At 74.2% G+C, this 15,930-nt stretch carries 14 protein-coding genes, 1 rRNA gene and 1 pseudogene; 3 read left to right on the top strand and 13 right to left on the bottom strand.

What is annotated here, in order from left to right:
• Positions 1-100 precede the first annotated feature (100 nt).
• Positions 101-1,723, top strand: coding sequence for a PucR family transcriptional regulator (locus AB0G79_RS17210; protein WP_360807105.1), 1,623 nt, complete (start codon positions 101-103; stop codon positions 1,721-1,723).
• 166 nt (positions 1,724-1,889) lie between these two features.
• Here AB0G79_RS17210 and AB0G79_RS17205 read toward each other — a convergent pair whose 3' ends face one another.
• From AB0G79_RS17205 to AB0G79_RS17180, 6 genes are all read right to left on the bottom strand, one after another.
• Positions 1,890-2,969, bottom strand: coding sequence for a glycosyltransferase family 4 protein (locus tag AB0G79_RS17205; protein WP_360807103.1), 1,080 nt, complete (start codon positions 2,967-2,969; stop codon positions 1,890-1,892).
• 149 nt (positions 2,970-3,118) lie between these two features.
• Positions 3,119-3,850, bottom strand: a complete 732-nt coding sequence (locus AB0G79_RS17200) for a hypothetical protein (protein WP_360807101.1) — start codon at positions 3,848-3,850, stop codon at positions 3,119-3,121.
• Positions 3,847-5,589: a DNA repair protein RecN gene (gene recN / locus AB0G79_RS17195; protein ID WP_360807099.1), complete on the bottom strand. Its 1,743-nt coding sequence runs from the start codon at positions 5,587-5,589 to the stop codon at positions 3,847-3,849. Before recN ends, AB0G79_RS17200 begins: the two co-directional genes overlap by 4 nt.
• Positions 5,590-5,670: 81 nt before the next feature.
• Complete coding sequence (locus AB0G79_RS17190) at positions 5,671-6,609, bottom strand: NAD kinase (RefSeq protein ID WP_360807097.1); 939 nt, start codon at positions 6,607-6,609, stop codon at positions 5,671-5,673.
• A complete protein-coding gene (locus AB0G79_RS17185) occupies positions 6,606-7,421 on the bottom strand; it encodes a TlyA family RNA methyltransferase (RefSeq protein WP_360807095.1) in 816 nt (271 codons plus the stop codon). The genes AB0G79_RS17190 and AB0G79_RS17185 overlap by 4 nt, the downstream gene beginning before the upstream one ends.
• 7 nt (positions 7,422-7,428) lie before the next feature.
• Complete coding sequence (locus AB0G79_RS17180; RefSeq protein WP_360807093.1) at positions 7,429-7,713, bottom strand: hypothetical protein; 285 nt, start codon at positions 7,711-7,713, stop codon at positions 7,429-7,431.
• A gap of 42 nt (positions 7,714-7,755) precedes the next feature.
• Here AB0G79_RS17180 and AB0G79_RS17175 point away from each other — a divergent pair, with 42 nt between their 5' ends.
• Entirely contained in the window at positions 7,756-8,103 is a 348-nt protein-coding gene (locus AB0G79_RS17175; RefSeq protein ID WP_360807091.1) for an SCP2 sterol-binding domain-containing protein, read from the top strand.
• Here AB0G79_RS17175 and AB0G79_RS17170 read toward each other — a convergent pair.
• From AB0G79_RS17170 to AB0G79_RS17155, 4 genes are all read right to left on the bottom strand, one after another.
• The gene (locus AB0G79_RS17170) at positions 8,092-9,012 is read right to left on the bottom strand and encodes an ABC transporter ATP-binding protein (protein WP_360807089.1); all 921 of its coding nucleotides are present in this window, start codon (positions 9,010-9,012) and stop codon (positions 8,092-8,094) included. The genes AB0G79_RS17175 and AB0G79_RS17170 overlap by 12 nt on opposite strands.
• Positions 9,009-10,043 carry an iron chelate uptake ABC transporter family permease subunit gene (locus AB0G79_RS17165; RefSeq protein ID WP_360807087.1) on the bottom strand — a complete coding sequence of 345 codons (1,035 nt, stop codon included), beginning with the start codon at positions 10,041-10,043 and terminating at the stop codon, positions 9,009-9,011. Before AB0G79_RS17165 ends, AB0G79_RS17170 begins: the two co-directional genes overlap by 4 nt.
• On the bottom strand, positions 10,040-10,957 hold the full coding sequence (locus AB0G79_RS17160) for an iron chelate uptake ABC transporter family permease subunit (RefSeq protein WP_360807409.1): 918 nt from the start codon (positions 10,955-10,957) through the stop codon (positions 10,040-10,042). Before AB0G79_RS17160 ends, AB0G79_RS17165 begins: the two co-directional genes overlap by 4 nt.
• Positions 10,958-11,144: 187 nt before the next feature.
• Entirely contained in the window at positions 11,145-12,200 is a 1,056-nt protein-coding gene (locus AB0G79_RS17155; RefSeq protein WP_360807407.1) for an HAD hydrolase-like protein, read from the bottom strand.
• Between the two features lie 93 nt (positions 12,201-12,293).
• Here AB0G79_RS17155 and AB0G79_RS17150 point away from each other — a divergent pair, with 93 nt between their 5' ends.
• The gene (locus AB0G79_RS17150; protein ID WP_360807085.1) at positions 12,294-13,589 is read left to right on the top strand and encodes a DUF1015 domain-containing protein; all 1,296 of its coding nucleotides are present in this window, start codon (positions 12,294-12,296) and stop codon (positions 13,587-13,589) included.
• Between the two features lie 62 nt (positions 13,590-13,651).
• On the opposite strand, the gene AB0G79_RS17145 is transcribed toward AB0G79_RS17150, so the two are convergent.
• From AB0G79_RS17145 to rrf, 3 genes and pseudogenes are all read right to left on the bottom strand, one after another.
• Positions 13,652-14,452: a hypothetical protein gene (locus AB0G79_RS17145; protein WP_360807405.1), complete on the bottom strand. Its 801-nt coding sequence runs from the start codon at positions 14,450-14,452 to the stop codon at positions 13,652-13,654.
• 264 nt (positions 14,453-14,716) lie between these two features.
• Positions 14,717-15,553 (bottom strand): annotated as a pseudogene (locus tag AB0G79_RS17140) (hypothetical protein); the annotation flags it as partial.
• A gap of 285 nt (positions 15,554-15,838) precedes the next feature.
• A 5S ribosomal RNA gene (rrf, locus tag AB0G79_RS17135) occupies positions 15,839-15,930 on the bottom strand; the annotation flags it as partial.

The raw sequence follows: 15,930 nt of genomic DNA, 5'->3' as shown, positions 1-15,930 counted from the left end.
GCCACAGGACGACGAGTTGTCGCGCTGGTGTACGAAGTGTCCCCTCCCGTAACCGTGAGGTGATGTCCCCGGAACACAGACGCGGGTAGCGTCCGGGCCCATGGACAATCAGGGCGGGATCACCGTGCAGCGGGCGCTGGAGCTTCCGGGGCTGCGCGGCGGACTCCCGGAGGTCGTGGCCGGCGCGGACCGGCTGCACCGCACCGTGCGCTGGGTGCACGCGGGCGAGGTGCCGAACATCGCGTCGCTCCTCAAGGGCGGTGAACTGCTGCTCACCACGGGACTCGGCCTGGGCACCCGCCCGGCCGAGCAGCGCTCCTTCGTCCGGCGCCTCGCGGACCGGGGCATCGCGGCCCTCGTCGTCGAGCTCGGCCCGCGCTTCGCCCGGCTGCCGGCGACCATAGTGGAGACCGCTCGGGCCGCCGGCCTGCCCCTGGTCCAGCTGCACCGCGAGGTTCCCTTCGTCGCGGTCACGGAGGAGATACACACCGAGATCGTCAACGGGCACTACGCGCTCCTCCGCCAGGCGGAGGAGGTCCACCGCCAGTGCACCGAGGCGCTGCTCGGCGGCGGCGGCGTCCCGCAGGTCCTGCGGATCCTCTCCGACTTCGCCGCGAACCCCGTCTTCCTGGAGACCGCCGACGGCCAGCTCCTGTACGCGGCGGGCACCGAGTCCGGTCCCGCCGACCCGCTCCAGGTGTGGGACGGCATGCGCGGCCAGCGCGCGGCCCGCGAGTCCGGCCCGCCCGCGGGCACGGTCATCGTCGACGTCCCCGGCGGCGGACCCGGTACGGGCTCGGTACGGGCCCGGCTCGTCCTCCTCGCGGTCTCCGGCGCCCTCTCCCCCGTGCACCGCATGGCGGCCGAACGGGCCGCCGGCATCCTCGCGGTGGTCCTCATGCAGGCCCGCCAGGAGGAGGAGCTCGCCGCGCGCGGCCGGGGCGACTTCCTGACGGACCTCGCCGAGGGGCGGATCACGACCGAGGCCGCGCCCGCCCAGGCCCGCGTCCTCGGCTTCCGCCCCGGCGACGGCCCCCTCCTCCCCGTCGTCATGCGCCTGGCCTCCGAACTCTCCCCCTCGGGGAACTGGGCCCTCCTGGCCCGCGCCGTCCTGGAGGAGCTCTCCTCCGTCGGCGTACCCGTCCTCCTCGGCGTACGGCCCGTGGAAGGCCGCGTCCCGCTCCTCCTCGGCCTGCGCTCGGAGTCCGAGCGCACCGCGGTCGCGGACCGCGTCGCGGCGGCGCTGCGCGCGGGCGTGGAACGGGCCGGCCTGGAGCGCTCCGGCGCCAACCCGCCGGTGGTCGTCGTCGGCGTCGCCGGCAGCTGGGCGGCCGCCTCGGCGGGCCTGCGCCACGCGGCGGAGACGGCGACGGCCGCGCAGGGCCTCTCGGACCGCCCCTGGCACGACGCCCGCCGCCTCGACATCGACCTGCTCCTGTGGCGCCTGCGGGACCACCCGGACCTCGCGGCCTTCGTGGACCGCGCGATCGGCCCGCTCCGCGACCACGACCGCACCTCGCGCCCGCCGCTGCTCCCCACCCTGGAGACGTACCTGGCCCACGCGGGCCGCAAGGCGGAGACGGCCCGCGAACTCCACCTCAACCGCCAGACCCTCTACAACCGCCTGGCCCGCATCTCCGAACTCCTCGGCACCGACCTGGACGACCCCCAGACGGTCCTGGCCCTCTCCCTGGCCCTCAGGGCCCGCCGCCACACGACGTAGGCGGTTTGTGGGCATGCGTTCCGCCGGGGCGGAACGGGTGGGCACAAATCACCCACCGGCCCGCACCCGCGAACAGCCCCCGGCAGGGTTACGGGAAGGGGCGGGGGGAAGAATCCCCGCCCCGCAACCGGCACGGACGGACGGACGCACCACCGCCCGCTACGGGCTACCGCCCCGCCAACTCGTCGTACACGCTCAGGACATGCGCGACGGTCTCGTCCTCCGTCGGCCAGGTCCCCGCCTGCACCCGCCCCGCGGCCGCGAGGTCCATCCGCCGCTCCACGTCCTCCATCAGCCCTCGCACCGCACCGGCGAGCGCCTCCGCGTCCCCGTACGGCACCAGCTCCGCGGCGTCCCCCACGAGTTCGGGCACCCCGCCCACCGCCGTGGCGACCAGCGGCACCCCCAGCCGCAGCGCCTCCTGCGCGAGCAGCGACCGCGCCTCCCACCGCGACGGCAGCACCGCGACGTCCGCCGCCGCCAGGAGCTCCGCGACGTCGTCGCGCCGCCCGACGAGCCGCACGGGCAGGCCCTCCGCGACGATCCGCCGCTGCAGCGGGGCGCGCTCGCGCCCCTCCCCCGCGACGACGAGCAGCGGCTGCGGATCGAGGTCCCGCCACACCCGCGCCGCGTCGAGCAGCGTGTCGTACCCCCGCCCCCGCTCCAGCGCGCCGACGGCCATCAGCAACGGCCGGTCGACGGCGCCCAGTTCGGCCCGCGCCTTGCCGTCGTGCAGGCAGACGGGCCCGCGCGCGGGCGGTACGGTCACGGGCGCGAGCCGCGCGTCCCGCGCGCCGCTGCGCCGGGCCCGGTCGACGAGTTCGGAGGACGTGCCGAGGACGACGGTGGAGGCGCGCACGGTCCGCCGCTCCAGGAGCCGCCGCATCCCGCCCCGCGCACCCGCCAGATGGCTCCGGCTGTGCCAGGTGGTCACGAGCGGCGGGCGCGCCTCCCCGGAGAGCGCGAGCGCGGCCCGTACGGACGCGGCCAGGCCGTGCGCGTGGACGACGTGCGCGCCGATGCAGGCGTTGCGGAGCGCGGTGACGGTCGCGGGATCGCCGAGGCGCGGCAGCGGCACGAAGTGGGCGCCGGCGCCGAGGTAGTCGTAGACGCGGTCGAGCGCCGCCGGGGCGCACACGGTCACCCGCACGCCCCTCGCCACCAGCCCCGAGGCGAGTGATCGGACGTGCGCGCTACTGCCAGCGCTGCCGCCGCCCAGCACTTGAACCGTACGGAGCTGTGTCACGTGCACAGGATGCCAGCCCGCACCCGCGACCGTACGCACGTTCCGGCACCGAAACGGCGTCGTTCCCTTGTACGGAAGGGGCGTGGCGCGAAGACACCGTTACGGGTTCACCCACTCGAGTGAGTGCCCGAGCCGGTCGCCCGCTCCCCTCAGACGCCCGAGCCCGTCGCCCGCTCTCCCCACACCGCCGCGGCGACCAGCCCCGCCGCGTGCGCGGCGAGCCCCGCCCTGCCGTTCCCGACGGCGATCGCCGCGCCGACGGCCGCGCCGAGCGCGTGCGCTCCCGCGTCGCCGAGCATGGCGCGCTCCGCGAGGTCGTCGCCGAGGACCGCCGCCGCGGCCCCCATGGGCGCGGCGGCGAGCGAGCCGCGCAGCAGCCCGGGCGCGCCGAGCGCGAGGACGGTGAGCCCGGCACGCCCGGGCCGTACGTCCACGAGGTTCACCAGATGGGTGCTGCCGGCGATGACGACACCGGCGAGCAGCTTGTCCACCGGCCGCTCCTTGAGCAGCGCCCCCGCCACCAGGGACGCGGCCCCGATGCCGAGGAGCTTCACGGCCCCGCTGGTCGCCTCCCCCTCCCGAAGCGCCGTCAGATGCGCACGGAATCCCCGCCGGTGGTCGCCGCGCAGGTCGTCGTACCGCCCGCAGACGGCCCCGGCGGCGACGGCAAGCGCGGCCGCCGGAGCGCCGGGCAGCACGGCGACGGCCGAGCCGAACGCGGCGGCGGGACCGGCCTGGAGAGCGACCTTCCGCCCGGCGAAATTGGTCCGCTCCCACCCGTCGGAGTTCCCAGGCGGCCGCTGCCGCAGCCCCGCGTACGCGAGCCGGGTGGCCCCGAACGCCAGGGCGAAGGTGCCTATGCGCCCGGGCTCCCGCCTCACGCGTCGGCCCGGGCCGCCGCGAGCAGCTCCTCCGCGTGGGCCCTGGCCGTCTCGGAGTCCTCCTGGCCCGCGAGCATCCGGGACAGCTCCCGTACGCGCTCCTCGCCCTCCAGGACCGTGACGCCGGACCGGGTCACGGAGCCGTCGTGGGTCTTCTCGACGAGCAGCTGCCGGTCGGCGAAGGCCGCGACCTGCGGCAGGTGAGTGACGACGACGACCTGCGCGGTCCTGGCGAGCTTGGCGAGCCGGCGCCCGATCTCCACGGCCGCCTTGCCGCCGACGCCCGCGTCGACCTCGTCGAAGAGGTACGTGGGCACGGGGTCGACCCCGGCGAAGACCACCTCCACGGCGAGCATCACGCGGGAGAGCTCACCGCCGGACGCGCCCTTGGCGATCGGCCGCGGCGGCGCGCCGGGGTGCGGCGCGAGCAGCAGTTCGACCTCGTCGGCGCCGGACGGCCCGTACGCGACCCGCCGGCCGCCGACCTCGACGCCCTCCGGGTCCTCGGTCTGCGCGAGCGAGAAGGACACGCGCGCGTGCGGCATGGCGAGCGAGGCGAGCTCCTCGGTGACCGCGGCGGCGAACCGGTCCGCGGCCTCCGTGCGGGCGTCGGTGAGCGCCTGCGCGAGGACGGACAGTTCGTCGCGGAGCCGGTCGCGTTCGGCGGTCAGCTCCTCGATGCGGTCGTCGTCGCCGTCGAGCTCGCCGAGCCGTCCGGCGCTCTCCTCGGCCCAGGCGAGGACGCCCGCGATGTCGGCGCCGTACTTCCGGGTCAGCTGGGTGAGGGCCGCGCGCCGCTCCTCGACGGCGGCGAGCCGCAGCGGGTCGGCGTCGAGGTCGTCGGCGTACCCGGCGAGTTCGGTGGCCACGTCGCCGAGCAGGATGGAGATCTCCCCCATCCGGTCGGCGAGCGCCGCGAGGGCCGCGTCGTGCGACCGTACGGCCTCCAGGGCCCGTCCCGCGCCCGCGACGAGGGTCGTCGCGTCGACGGCCTCCGGGTCCTCCGGGTTGCCCGCGAGCGCGCCGTGCGCGAGCGCGGCGGCGGAGGCGAGCGCCTCGGCGTGGCCGAGCCGCTCCGCCTCGGCGGCGAGCTCGACGTCCTCGCCGGGCAGCGGGGCGACGGCCTCGATCTCGCCGAGCCCGAACCGCAGCAGGTCGGCCTCCTGGGCCCGCTCGCGCGCCCGGGTGGTGATCTCCTCCAGCTCGCCGGTGACGGCCCGCAGACGCCGGTACGCCTCCCCGTAGGAGGCGAGGGGCCCGGAGACGGCCTCGCCCGCGTACCGGTCGAGCGCGCCGCGCTGCCGGGCGGGCTTGAGGAGGCCCTGCTGGTCGGTCTGGCCGTGGACGGCGACGAGCTCGTCGGCGAGCTCGGCGAGCAGCCCGACGGGCACGGAACGCCCGCCGAGGTGGGCGCGCGAGCGTCCCTCGGCGGAGACGGTGCGGCTGACGAGGAGCACGCCCTCGTCGAGCTCGGCCCCCGCCTCCTCGGCGCGCACGGCCGCGGGCGCGCCCCTGGGCACGCTGATCCGTCCCTCGACGACCGCGGAGCCCGCGCCGATCCGTACGAGGGCCGGGTCGGCCCGTCCGCCGAGCAGCAGGCCCAGACTGGTCACGACCATGGTCTTGCCCGCGCCGGTCTCACCGGTCACCGCGGTGAAGCCGGGCGACAGCTCGACCACCGCGTCGTCGATGACCCCGAGCGACCGTATCCGCATCTCCTCCAGCACGCCCCAGACCATACGAGGTTTCCCGGGTCGGATGCGACATCGGGCCGGGCGTAACCCTCCCGCGCGCCGCTCGTTGCGCGGCGCCCGGGCGGGTCAGTGCGGAGCGCCCCGCCACCCCGACACCGGCAGCGCGAACTTCGCGACGAGCCGGTCCGTGAAGGAGGCGTGGTGCAGCCGGGCGAGCCGGACGGGGACGGCTCCGCGCCGCACCTCGACCCGCGCCCCGGCCGGGAGCTCCACGGTCCGCCGCCCGTCGCACCACAGCACGCCGTGCGGGGTGTGCGGCTCGACCTCGACGGTGAGGACCGACTGGGGGGTGGTGACCAGCGGCTTGGCGAAGAGCGCGTGGGCGCCGATCGGCACCATGAGGAGCGCCTCGACCTCCGGCCACACGACGGGTCCGCCGGCCGAGAAGGCGTACGCGGTCGACCCCGTGGGTGTCGCGCAGATCACGCCGTCGCAGCCGAATCCGGTCACCGGCCGGCCGTCGATCGCGAGGACGACCTCCAGCATCCGTTCCGGGGAGACCTTCTGGACGGCGGCCTCGTTGAGCGCCCAGTCGCGGTGGAGGACGTCGCCGTTCTCGTACACGACGACGTCGAGGGTCATGCGCTCCTCGACCTCGTACGCCTTCGTCACGACCCGGTCGACGACCTTGTCGAGGTCGTCGCGCTCCGCCTCGGCGAGGAAGCCGACGCGGCCGAGGTTGACGCCGAGCATCGGCACCCCGGAGGCGCGGGAGAACTCGGCGCCGCGCAGCAGCGTCCCGTCCCCGCCGAGGACGATGAGGAGTTCACAGCCGTCGAGGGCGTCGGAGCAGGCCTCCGGCACCTTCTCGACGGACGGCGGCAGCGGCAGGTCCGAGGCCTCGGCCTCCAGGACCCGGACGCCGATGCCACAGCGCAGCAGCCCCAGGACGACCAGTTCGGCGCTGCGCACGGCGGCGGGTCTGCCGGTGTGCGCGAGCAGGAAGACGGTACGGCTTGCTGTCTCTGGTGCTGCTGTCTCTGGTGGTGCTGCCGTTGAGCTCAACGAGGTCCTTCCGCCACGGCGCGGTCGACATCCGCCGGATCGAGCGCGGGCGCACCCGCCCGCAGCCACAGAAAGTACTCGACGTTGCCGGAGGGGCCGGGCAGAGGGCTGGCGGTGACGCCCAGAACACCGAGACCGAGCTCGGCGGCCTGACGCGCCACGTTCTTGACGGCGTCCGCGCGCAGCTCGGTGGAACGGACCACTCCGCCGGTGCCGAGCCGCTCTTTGCCCACCTCGAACTGGGGTTTCACCATCAGGACGAGGTCGGCGTCGGGCGCCGTGCAGGCCGCGAGGGCGGGCAGGACGAGGCCGAGCGGGATGAACGAAAGGTCGCCGACGACGAGGTCGACGGGAACGCCGTCGATCGCGTCGACTGTCAACTCGCGGACGTTCGTGCGGTCCTTCACGGTGACGCGCTCGTCGCTCTGGAGCGACCAGGCGAGCTGGCCGTAGCCGACGTCGACGGCGACGACGTGCGCGGCGCCCGCGCGCAGCAGCACGTCGGTGAAGCCGCCGGTCGAGGCCCCGGCGTCCAGGGCGCGCCGGCCCTCGACCCGCAGCCCCTGGGGCACGAAGGCCGCGAAGGCCCCGGCGAGCTTGTGGCCGCCGCGCGAGACGTAGTCGGGGTCGGAGTCGTCCTGGACGACGACGATGGCCGCGGCGGTCTCGACCTGGGTGGCGGGCTTGGTGGCGACGGTCTTGCCGACGGTCACCCGACCCGCGGCGATCAGCTGGCTGGCGTGCTCGCGCGAGCGCGCGAGCTTGCGCCTGACCAGCTCGGCGTCGAGACGGCGGCGTGCCACTCCTGCCACGTTCGGTTCAGCTCCTGTTGTCGTGCGTACGGGGGGTGGGGTGCGCGTCCAGCGAGGTCAGCTCGGCGCGCAGTCCACGGTGTACATCCTCGTACACCGCCAGGTGTCCGTCCGCCGGGAGGTCGTCCACCTCGGCGAGACGCGCGAGGTGGGCGTCGACGGCCTCGTGCCCCGTGGCCTCCCGCGGGACGCCGAGCGGCGCGGGCGCGGCGGGCTCGTGCGTCTCCGGCTCCGGGGCCCGGTCGGCGGGTTCCGGGGTCTGGCCGGCGGGTTCGGGCGTCTCGTCGCTCATGCCACGACGCTATCGCGAAGCCCTGGGGTACGGTCGACGGCCATGGCGACGATCACTGAGTGCCGGGACGCACTGGACCGGCTGTCGGACAACCTCGCGCGGGCCGACGACGGCGTGCGCGGCGCGGCCGCGTTCGACCGCACCCTGAGCTGCCACGTCACGGACCTGGACACGACCTTCACCGGCCGTCTCTCCGACGGCCGGATCGAGGTGGTGGACACGGCGGCCGGCCCGCCCGCGACGAAAGCCCAGATCAGGCTCGCGATGACCGGCGACGACCTGGTGGCGATGGTCGGCGGCGAGCTGAACTTCGCGAAGGCCTGGGCCTCCGGCCGGGTCAGGCTGGAGGCCGGCTTCCGCGACCTGATGCGCCTGCGGTCACTTCTGTAGCGCGGGCGCCTGTCCTACGGCCGGGTCGACGGCCGGGGCGGCGTCGGCAGCGGCAGCGGCGGCACGGCCCCGGGCCCTGGCCTGGCGCCCCGCCGGGACGACCAGCGGCGTCCCCGTCTCCGGGTCCTCGATGACCTGGCAACGCAGCCCGAAGACCCGTTCGACCAGTTCGGCGGTGACGATCTCGGACGGCGGGCCCTCGGCGACGACCTCGCCGTCCCGCACGGCGATGAGGTGGGTCGCGTAACGGGCCGCGTGGTTGAGGTCGTGCAGGACGGCGACGAGCGTCCGCCCCTGCGTCTCGTGCAGCTCCGCGCACAGGTCGAGGACGTCGATCTGGTGCTGGATGTCGAGGAAGGTCGTCGGCTCGTCCAGGAGGAGCAGCGGCGTCTGCTGGGCCAGCGCCATGGCGATCCAGACGCGCTGGCGCTGTCCGCCGGAGAGCTCGTCGACGTACCGCTCGGCGAGCTCGGCGACACCGGTCGACGCCATCGACTCCTGGACGACCCGCTCGTCCTCCGGCGACCACTGGCGCAGCAGCCCCTGGTGGGGGTAGCGGCCGCGGGCGACGAGGTCGGCGACGGTGATGCCGTCGGGGGCGATGGACGACTGCGGGAGCAGGCCGAGGGTCTTGGCGACCTTCTTCGCCGGCAGCGAGTGGATCGACGCTCCGTCGAGGAGGACCTGCCCCTGAGAGGGCTTGAGCATCCGGGAGAGCGCCCGCAGCAGGGTCGACTTGCCGCAGGCGTTGGGTCCGACGATGACCGTGAAGGAGTTGTCGGGGATCTCGACGGACAGGTCGCGGGCGATGACCCGCTGCTCGTACGCGAGGGTGACCGACTCCGCGCTCAGCCGCTGCTTCTGCCGACCGCCCATACCCGTACTCCCCATTTCCTTGTTCGTGGTCATATCCGGCCCGCCTTGCGTTCGGTGACGAGCAGCCAGAGCAGGTAGCAGCCGCCGAGGATGCCGGTGACGACGCCGACGGGCAGCTGACGGTCGCCGAAGGCGTTCGTGGCGATCCAGTCGGCGACGAGCAGCAGCGCCGAGCCCATGAGGGCGGAGGCGGCGAGGTTGGGTCCCGGCGCCCCCGTCAGGCGGCGGGCCAGCTGCGGCGCGCTCAGCGAGACGAAGACGATGGGCCCGGCGGCCGAGGTGGAGACGGCGACGAGCACCACCGCCGAGGCCATGAGGACGATCCTGGTCCGCTCGACCTTCACTCCGAGGGCGTACGCGGCGTCGTCGCCCATCTCCAGCATGCGCAGGGCCCGCCCGTGGCCGAGGACGAGCGGCAGCAGGACGCAGCAGACGGCGAGCAGCGGCCAGAACTGCGCCCAGTCACGCCCGTCGAGGGAGCCGGTCAGCCACACCGTGGCGCGGGTCGCGTCGACCAGGCTGGCCTTGGTGATGAGGTAGTTGACCACCGAGGTGAGCATGGCGGCGGCACCGATGCCGACGAGGACGAGCCGGTAGCCGTGCACGCCCTTCTTCCACGCGAGCAGGTAGATCGCCAGACCGGTGACGACCCCGCCGACGACGGCCCCGCCGGCGACGGCGGCCGCGCTGCCCTGGAAGAGGACGATGACGAGGAGGGCGCCGACGCTGGCGCCCTGACCGAAGCCGATGACGTCGGGGCTGCCGAGCGGGTTGCGGGAGATCGACTGGAAGACGGCCCCGCCGACGGCGAGCGCCGCGCCGACGAAGACGGCGACGAGGACCCGCGGCAGCCGCAGGTCCATGACGGCGAACTCCTGGACGGCGGTGCCCTTGCCGAGGAGCGTGTCGACGACCTCGGTCGGCGTCATCGGGAAGTCCCCGGTGCCGATGAGGACGACGGCGGCGGCGACCGTGAGCACGAGCAGACCGAGGACGGAGAGCGCGGCCCGCGGCTCGTACCGTACGGAGAAGCCTCCGCCGGCCCGCAGGGTCTTGGTGGTCACAGCTGGGCCATCCTCTTGCGGCGGACGAGTCGGATGAAGACGGGCCCGCCGATGAGCGCGGTCACGATGCCGACCTGGAGCTCGGAGGGCCGCGCCACGAGCCGCCCGACGATGTCGGAGCCGAGCAGCAGGACGGGCGCGAGGACGGCCGCGTACGGCAGGATCCAGCGCATGTCGGGCCCGGTGACCGCCCGCACCATGTACGGGACCATCAGGCCGAGGAAGATGATGGGGCCGCAGGCGGCCGTGGCGGCGCCGCACATCAGGGTCACGGCCACCATGGCGACGGCCCGGGTCCTGTTGATGTTCGCGCCCAGCGCCCGGGCGGTGTCGTCGCCCATCTCCATGGCGTTCAGGGGCCGCGCGATGAGCAGCGCGAGGACGGCGCCGGTGAGGATGAAGGGGGCGATCTGCCGGACCGTCGCCATGTCGGCGGAGGCCAGCGAGCCGACGGTCCAGAACCGCATCCGGTCGAGGGCGGCCGAGTTCAGCAGCTGGACGGCGTTGACGTACCCGTAGAGCGCGGCGGTCGCGGCGGTCCCGGCGAGCGCGAGCCGCACGGGGGTGGCGCTGCGGCTGCCGCCGAGCACGTAGACGACGACGGCGACGACGGCCGCGCCCACGAAGGCGAACCAGACGTAGTCCCTGACGTCGACCACGCCGAGGAAGGCGATGGCCGAGACGACGGCGGCCGCGGCCCCCGCGTTCACCCCGAGCAGCCCGGGCTCGGCGAGCGGGTTGCGGGTCAGCCCCTGCATCACGGCCCCGGAGAGCCCGAGGGCGAGGCCGACGAGCAGACCGAGCAGGGTGCGCGGCACCCTGACGTCGTGGACGACGATGTCGTTGCCGACGCCGCTGTTCTGGAACAGGCCGTGCCACACGTCCCCGAGCGGCACCGGCTTGGCGCCGATCATGATGCTCAGGACGCAGACCAGGAGCAGCGCGAGGACGGCTGCCCCCAACCCGACGGCGCGCACGGAGTTCCGGCGCGTCGGGGACGGGGCGGCGGGCGTCGACGGCGCGCTCGCTCGGGAAGTGGTGCTCTCAACCAACACGCGGTTAGGTTAGCCTACCCAACTCTCGCGACCATCCCCCGGGAGCTCACCGTCCGAGCCGCGCGAGCGCCTTCCCCGCGTCGAGAGCGCAGGCCCCGTCGCCGGCGGCGGCCCAGGCGGCCCCGCAGAGCGCCCGTACGCCGTCCATGTCGTCGCCCCCGGCACCCTGCACGACCAGCTCGCCCCCGCTCGCGGAAGCCCGCCATCCGCCGCACGCGAAGACACCGTCCGGGCCCTCCACCACCTCCGGCTGCCCCACCAACAGCCCCCGGAGGTCCTCCGCGACATACGTCGGCCGGTGCTCCGGCACCGCGGCGAGCAGCCGCGCCACGTCCGTCACCCCGGTCAGGACGAGCAGCGAGTCCACACCCCCGTTGAACGCGCCCTCGATGTCCGTGTCCAGCCGGTCCCCCACCACCAGCGGCCGGGCGGCCCCCGTCCGCAGCACCGTCTCGCGGTGCATCGGCGGCTGCGGCTTCCCCGCTACCTTCGGCTCGTACGCGTGACCGGTGGCGATCCGTACGACCTCCACGGCGGCACCGTTCCCCGGCCCGATCCCCCGCGCGCCGGGAATCGTCAGGTCCGTGTTCGAGGCGTACCACGGCACGCCCCGCCCGACCGCGTACGCGGCCTCGGCGAACCTCGCCCACGGCATCCCCGGACCGCCGTACCCCTGCACGACCGCCGCCGGGTCGTCGTCCGCCGAGTCGACCGGCACGAGCCCCCGCTCCCGCAGCGCCACCCGCAGCCCCTCGCCGCCGATCAGCAGCACGCGCGACCCCGCCGGCACGTCCTCGGCGACCAGCCGCGCCACCGCCTGCGCGGAGGTGACGACGTCACCGGGCTCCGCCGGAATCCCGAGCTCGGTCAGGTGCGCGGCGACCTCGTCAGGCGTCCGCAGCGCGTTGTTGGTGACGTACGCCAGGTGCATCCCGCCGTCCCGCGCGGTCCCGAGCGAGCCGACGGCGTGCGCGATCGCCTCACCGCCCGCGTAGACGACACCGTCCAGGTCGAGCAGCGCCGTGTCGTACGCCTCGCTCAACGGCGTCGCGCTACCACCCGGAGCCCTCCTGCCGCCACCGCTCCGCTGCTCCTGGCCGATTCGCGTCGTCACCGCTCACTCCTCACATCACCGGGTGAAATTCCCCCGCTCCCCCGATCATCTCCCATGCCCGCGCACACATACGATGTCGAGATGAACACCTCAGGTCACGCGGCCGAAGACGTCCGCGACGCCGCAGACGGGCTGCGCCTGGCGCCGTTCCGCGGACTCCGTTACGTCCCCGAGCGGGTCGGCAGCCTCTCCGCCGTGATGTCCCCGCCCTACGACGTCGTCGTACGACCTGACGGCCTTCTCCATCTGGAGTCGGCGGACCCGCACAACATCGTCCGCCTGATCCTCCCGCAGGCCATCACCGCGGGCACCCGCCACCGCAAGGCCGCCGTCACCCTCGACCGCTGGCTCGCGGACGGCGTCCTCGCCCCGGACCGGGAGCCCGCGCTCTACGTGTACGAGCAGGAGGGCGACGGCATCCTCCAGCGCGGGATCATCGGCGCCCTGGAGCTCTCCACCCCGGACGAGGGCGTGGTCCTCCCCCACGAGGACGTCATGCCGCACGTGGTCGAGGACCGCGCCGCCCTGATGCGCACCACCGCGGCCAACCTCGAACCGCTCCTCCTGACCTACGTCGGCGACACCGGCAACGACGCCGACCAGGTCATCGACCGCGCGGTCCTCGGGGAGCCCCTCCTCTCCACCACCACGGAGGACGGCTTCCACCACCGCCTCTGGGCGGTCACCGACCCGGCCGAACAGGCCGCCGCCGCCGGCGAGCTCCGCCGCCACCAGGCCCTCATCGCCGACGGCCACCACCGCTGGGCGACCTACCTGCGCCTGCGCGAGGAGCACACCGCGCCCGGCCCCTGGAACTACGGTCTGGTCCTCCTGATCGACACGGCCCGCTACCCCCTGCGGGTCCGCGCGATCCACCGCCTCCTCAACCGCCTCCCGGTCGCCGACGCCCTCGCGGCCCTCGGCGACTCCTTCCGGGTGCGCCGCATCGAGCGCCCGCTCCCGACGGCCCTCGAAGCCCTGGAGTCCGCCTCCGCCGAGGGCAACGCGTTCCTCCTCGCGGGTGACGGCGCCTTCCACCTGGTCGACCGCCCGGACCCGGACCTGCTCAGCCGCACGATCCGCGCGGACCGCCCGGAGGCCTGGCGGACCCTGGACGCCACGGTCCTGCACTCCACCCTCCTGGACCACGTCTGGCACATCCCGGACGCCCCCGAGGACATCGCCTACATCCACGACACGGAGGCCGCGGTCGCCCAGGCGGAACGCCGCGGCGGTACGGCGGTCCTCATGCACCCGGTACGCGAGGAGGTCGTACGGGACCTCGCGCGCCAGGGCGTCACGATGCCCCGCAAGTCGACCTCCTTCGGCCCCAAGCCGGCGACGGGCCTGGTCCTGAGAAGCCTCGCGCTCGACTGAGCCGGAAACGCGAGAAGGGCGGCACCCGACCGGGTGCCGCCCTTCTTCACAGTCCTACGAGATCACCGCTCGTCGGGGTCGACGTCGTCGTCCGACACGACGTCCGACGCGTCCTCGCGGTCGTCCTCGACGTCCTCGTCACGGTCGTCCTCGACGTCCTCGACCTCGTCCTCGTCGTCCGAGTCGTCGAACGCGTCGACGAACTCGACACCGTCGATCTGGGCGAGCCGGTCGGAGGCGTCCGTGGCGCCGTCCTTGTCGGCCTCCAGGGCCTTCGCGAACCACTCCCGCGCCTCGGCGTCGCGCCCGGCGGCGAGGAGGGCGTCGGCGTAGGCGTACCGCAGACGCGCGGTCCACGGGTGCACGGCGCCGGAGGCGAGCTCGGGGCTCTGGAGCGTCACGATGGCGGCGTCCAGCTGACCCATGTCACGGCGGGCACCGGCGGCGACGAGACGCATCTCGACCTGGCCGGCCTTGTCCAGCTTCTGCACCTCGGGCTCACCGGCCATGGCCAGCGCTCGCTCGGGGCGGCCCATGCCGCGCTCGCAGTCGGCCATGACGGGCCAGAGCTCGACACCGCCGCTCATCCGACGCGCGGCACGGAACTCGGCCAGCGCCTCGGAGTACTTCTGCGTGGCGTACGCGGCGAAGCCGGCGGCCTCGCGCACGGCCGCGACACGCGAGGCGAGCCGCAGGGCGACGCGGGAGTACTCGTACGCCCGCTCCGGGTCCTCATCGATCAGCTGGGCGACCATGACGAGGTTGCGCGAAACGTCCTCGGCCAGCCCCTTGGGCAGGCTCATGAGCTCCTGGCGCACATCGTCGTCGATCTCGTCACCGGTGACCTCCGGCGGGATCGGCAGCCGCTTGAGCGGCGCGCGGTCCCCACGGTCCCGGTCGCGGTCGTCCCGACGCCCGTACCCACCCCGGTCGTCCCGCCCACGGAACCCACCTCGGTCGCCGTCACGCCGGTCGTCCCGGCGGAAGCCCCCGCCGCGGTTGTCGTCCCGACGGTCGTCCCGGCGGAAACCGCCACCACGGTTGTCGTCCCGACGGAAGCCGCCACCACGGTTGTCGTCCCGACGGTCGTCACGACGGAAGGAGGAGGGACGCTCGTCACGACGGTCGTCACGCGGGAACGAAGGCCGGTCGTCCCGACGGAAGGACGAGGGACGCTCGTCACGACGGAAGCCGCCACCACGGTTGTCGTCACGGCGGTTGTCGTCACGACGGTCGTCACGGCGGAAGCCACCGCCGCGGTTGTCGTCCCGACGGTCGTCACGGCGGAAACCGCCACCACGGTTGTCACCCCGGCGGTCGTCACGCGGGAACGAAGGCCGCTCGTCACGACGGTCGTCGCGACGGAAGCCACCGCCGGCGCCGCCACCACGGTTGTCGTCACGACGGTCGTCCCGACGGAACGACGAGGGCCGGTCATCGCGACGGAAGCCACCGCCGGCGCCACCGCCACGGTTGTCGTCCCGACGGAAGCCACCGCCGCGGTTGTCGTCACGACGGTCGTCACGGCGGAAACCGCCACCGCGGTTGTCGTCCCGGCGGTCGTCACGGCGGAACGACGAGGGACGCTCGTCACGACGGTCGTCGCGACGGAAGCCGCCACCGGCGCCGCCACCACGGTTGTCGTCCCGACGGTCGTCCCGCTGGTACGAAGGCCGGTCGTCGCGACGGAACGAGGGACGCTCGTCGCGACGGTCGTCGCGACGGTCGTCGCGACGGAAGCCACCGCCGGCGCCACCGCCACGGTTGTCGTCGCGGCGGAAGCCACCGCCACGGTTGTCGTCACGACGGTCGTCGCGGCGGAAGCCACCGCCACGGTTGTCATCGCGCCGGTCATCACGGCGGAAGCCACCGCCGCCGCCACCGCCACGGTTGTCGTCCCGACGGTCGTCCCGACGGAAGCCACCGCCACGGTTGTCGTCCCGACGGTCGTCCCGCTGGTACGAAGGCCGGTCGTCGCGACGGTACCCGCCGCCACCGCCGCCACGGTTGTCGTCGCGGCGCGGCCCACGGAAGCCGCCCCGGTCGCCACCGCCCCCGTCGTTGCGACGCGGCTCGCGCTCCGGACGGCCGTCGGGAGAGTTGGTGGACATGTGGGTGACTCCTGTCTTCGGGTACTGCAGTCATTCTCGCGCAGCCGGCACTCCGCCGCGCATCGGAAAAGATCCAAGGAAAAACAAAAGGACCCTTGGTCCCAGCGTGAACGCTGGGACCAAGGGTCCTGAAATATTGTTCGGCGGTGTCCTACTCTCCCACAGGGTCCCCCCTGCAGTACCATCGGCGCTGAAAGGCTTAGCTTCCGGGTTCGGAATGTAACCGGGCG

The organism is Streptomyces sp. NPDC020807 (genome assembly GCF_040641575.1).
In the GTDB taxonomy this organism is placed as follows: domain Bacteria; phylum Actinomycetota; class Actinomycetes; order Streptomycetales; family Streptomycetaceae; genus Streptomyces.
The sequence above is the reverse complement of the archived record's forward strand: the minus strand, read 5'-3'. Positions and strand labels throughout refer to the sequence as shown.

Coding starts and splice junctions, on each gene's coding strand:
- AB0G79_RS17210 (WP_360807105.1), top strand. CDS start 101: ATGGACAATCAGGGCGGGATCACCGTGCAGCGGGCGCTGGAGCTTCCG.
- recN (WP_360807099.1), bottom strand. CDS start 5,589: ATGGTCTGGGGCGTGCTGGAGGAGATGCGGATACGGTCGCTCGGGGTC.
- AB0G79_RS17180 (WP_360807093.1), bottom strand. CDS start 7,713: ATGAGCGACGAGACGCCCGAACCCGCCGGCCAGACCCCGGAACCCGCC.
- AB0G79_RS17175 (WP_360807091.1), top strand. CDS start 7,756: ATGGCGACGATCACTGAGTGCCGGGACGCACTGGACCGGCTGTCGGAC.
- AB0G79_RS17170 (WP_360807089.1), bottom strand. CDS start 9,012: ATGACCACGAACAAGGAAATGGGGAGTACGGGTATGGGCGGTCGGCAG.
- AB0G79_RS17160 (WP_360807409.1), bottom strand. CDS start 10,957: ATGATCGGCGCCAAGCCGGTGCCGCTCGGGGACGTGTGGCACGGCCTG.
- AB0G79_RS17150 (WP_360807085.1), top strand. CDS start 12,294: ATGAACACCTCAGGTCACGCGGCCGAAGACGTCCGCGACGCCGCAGAC.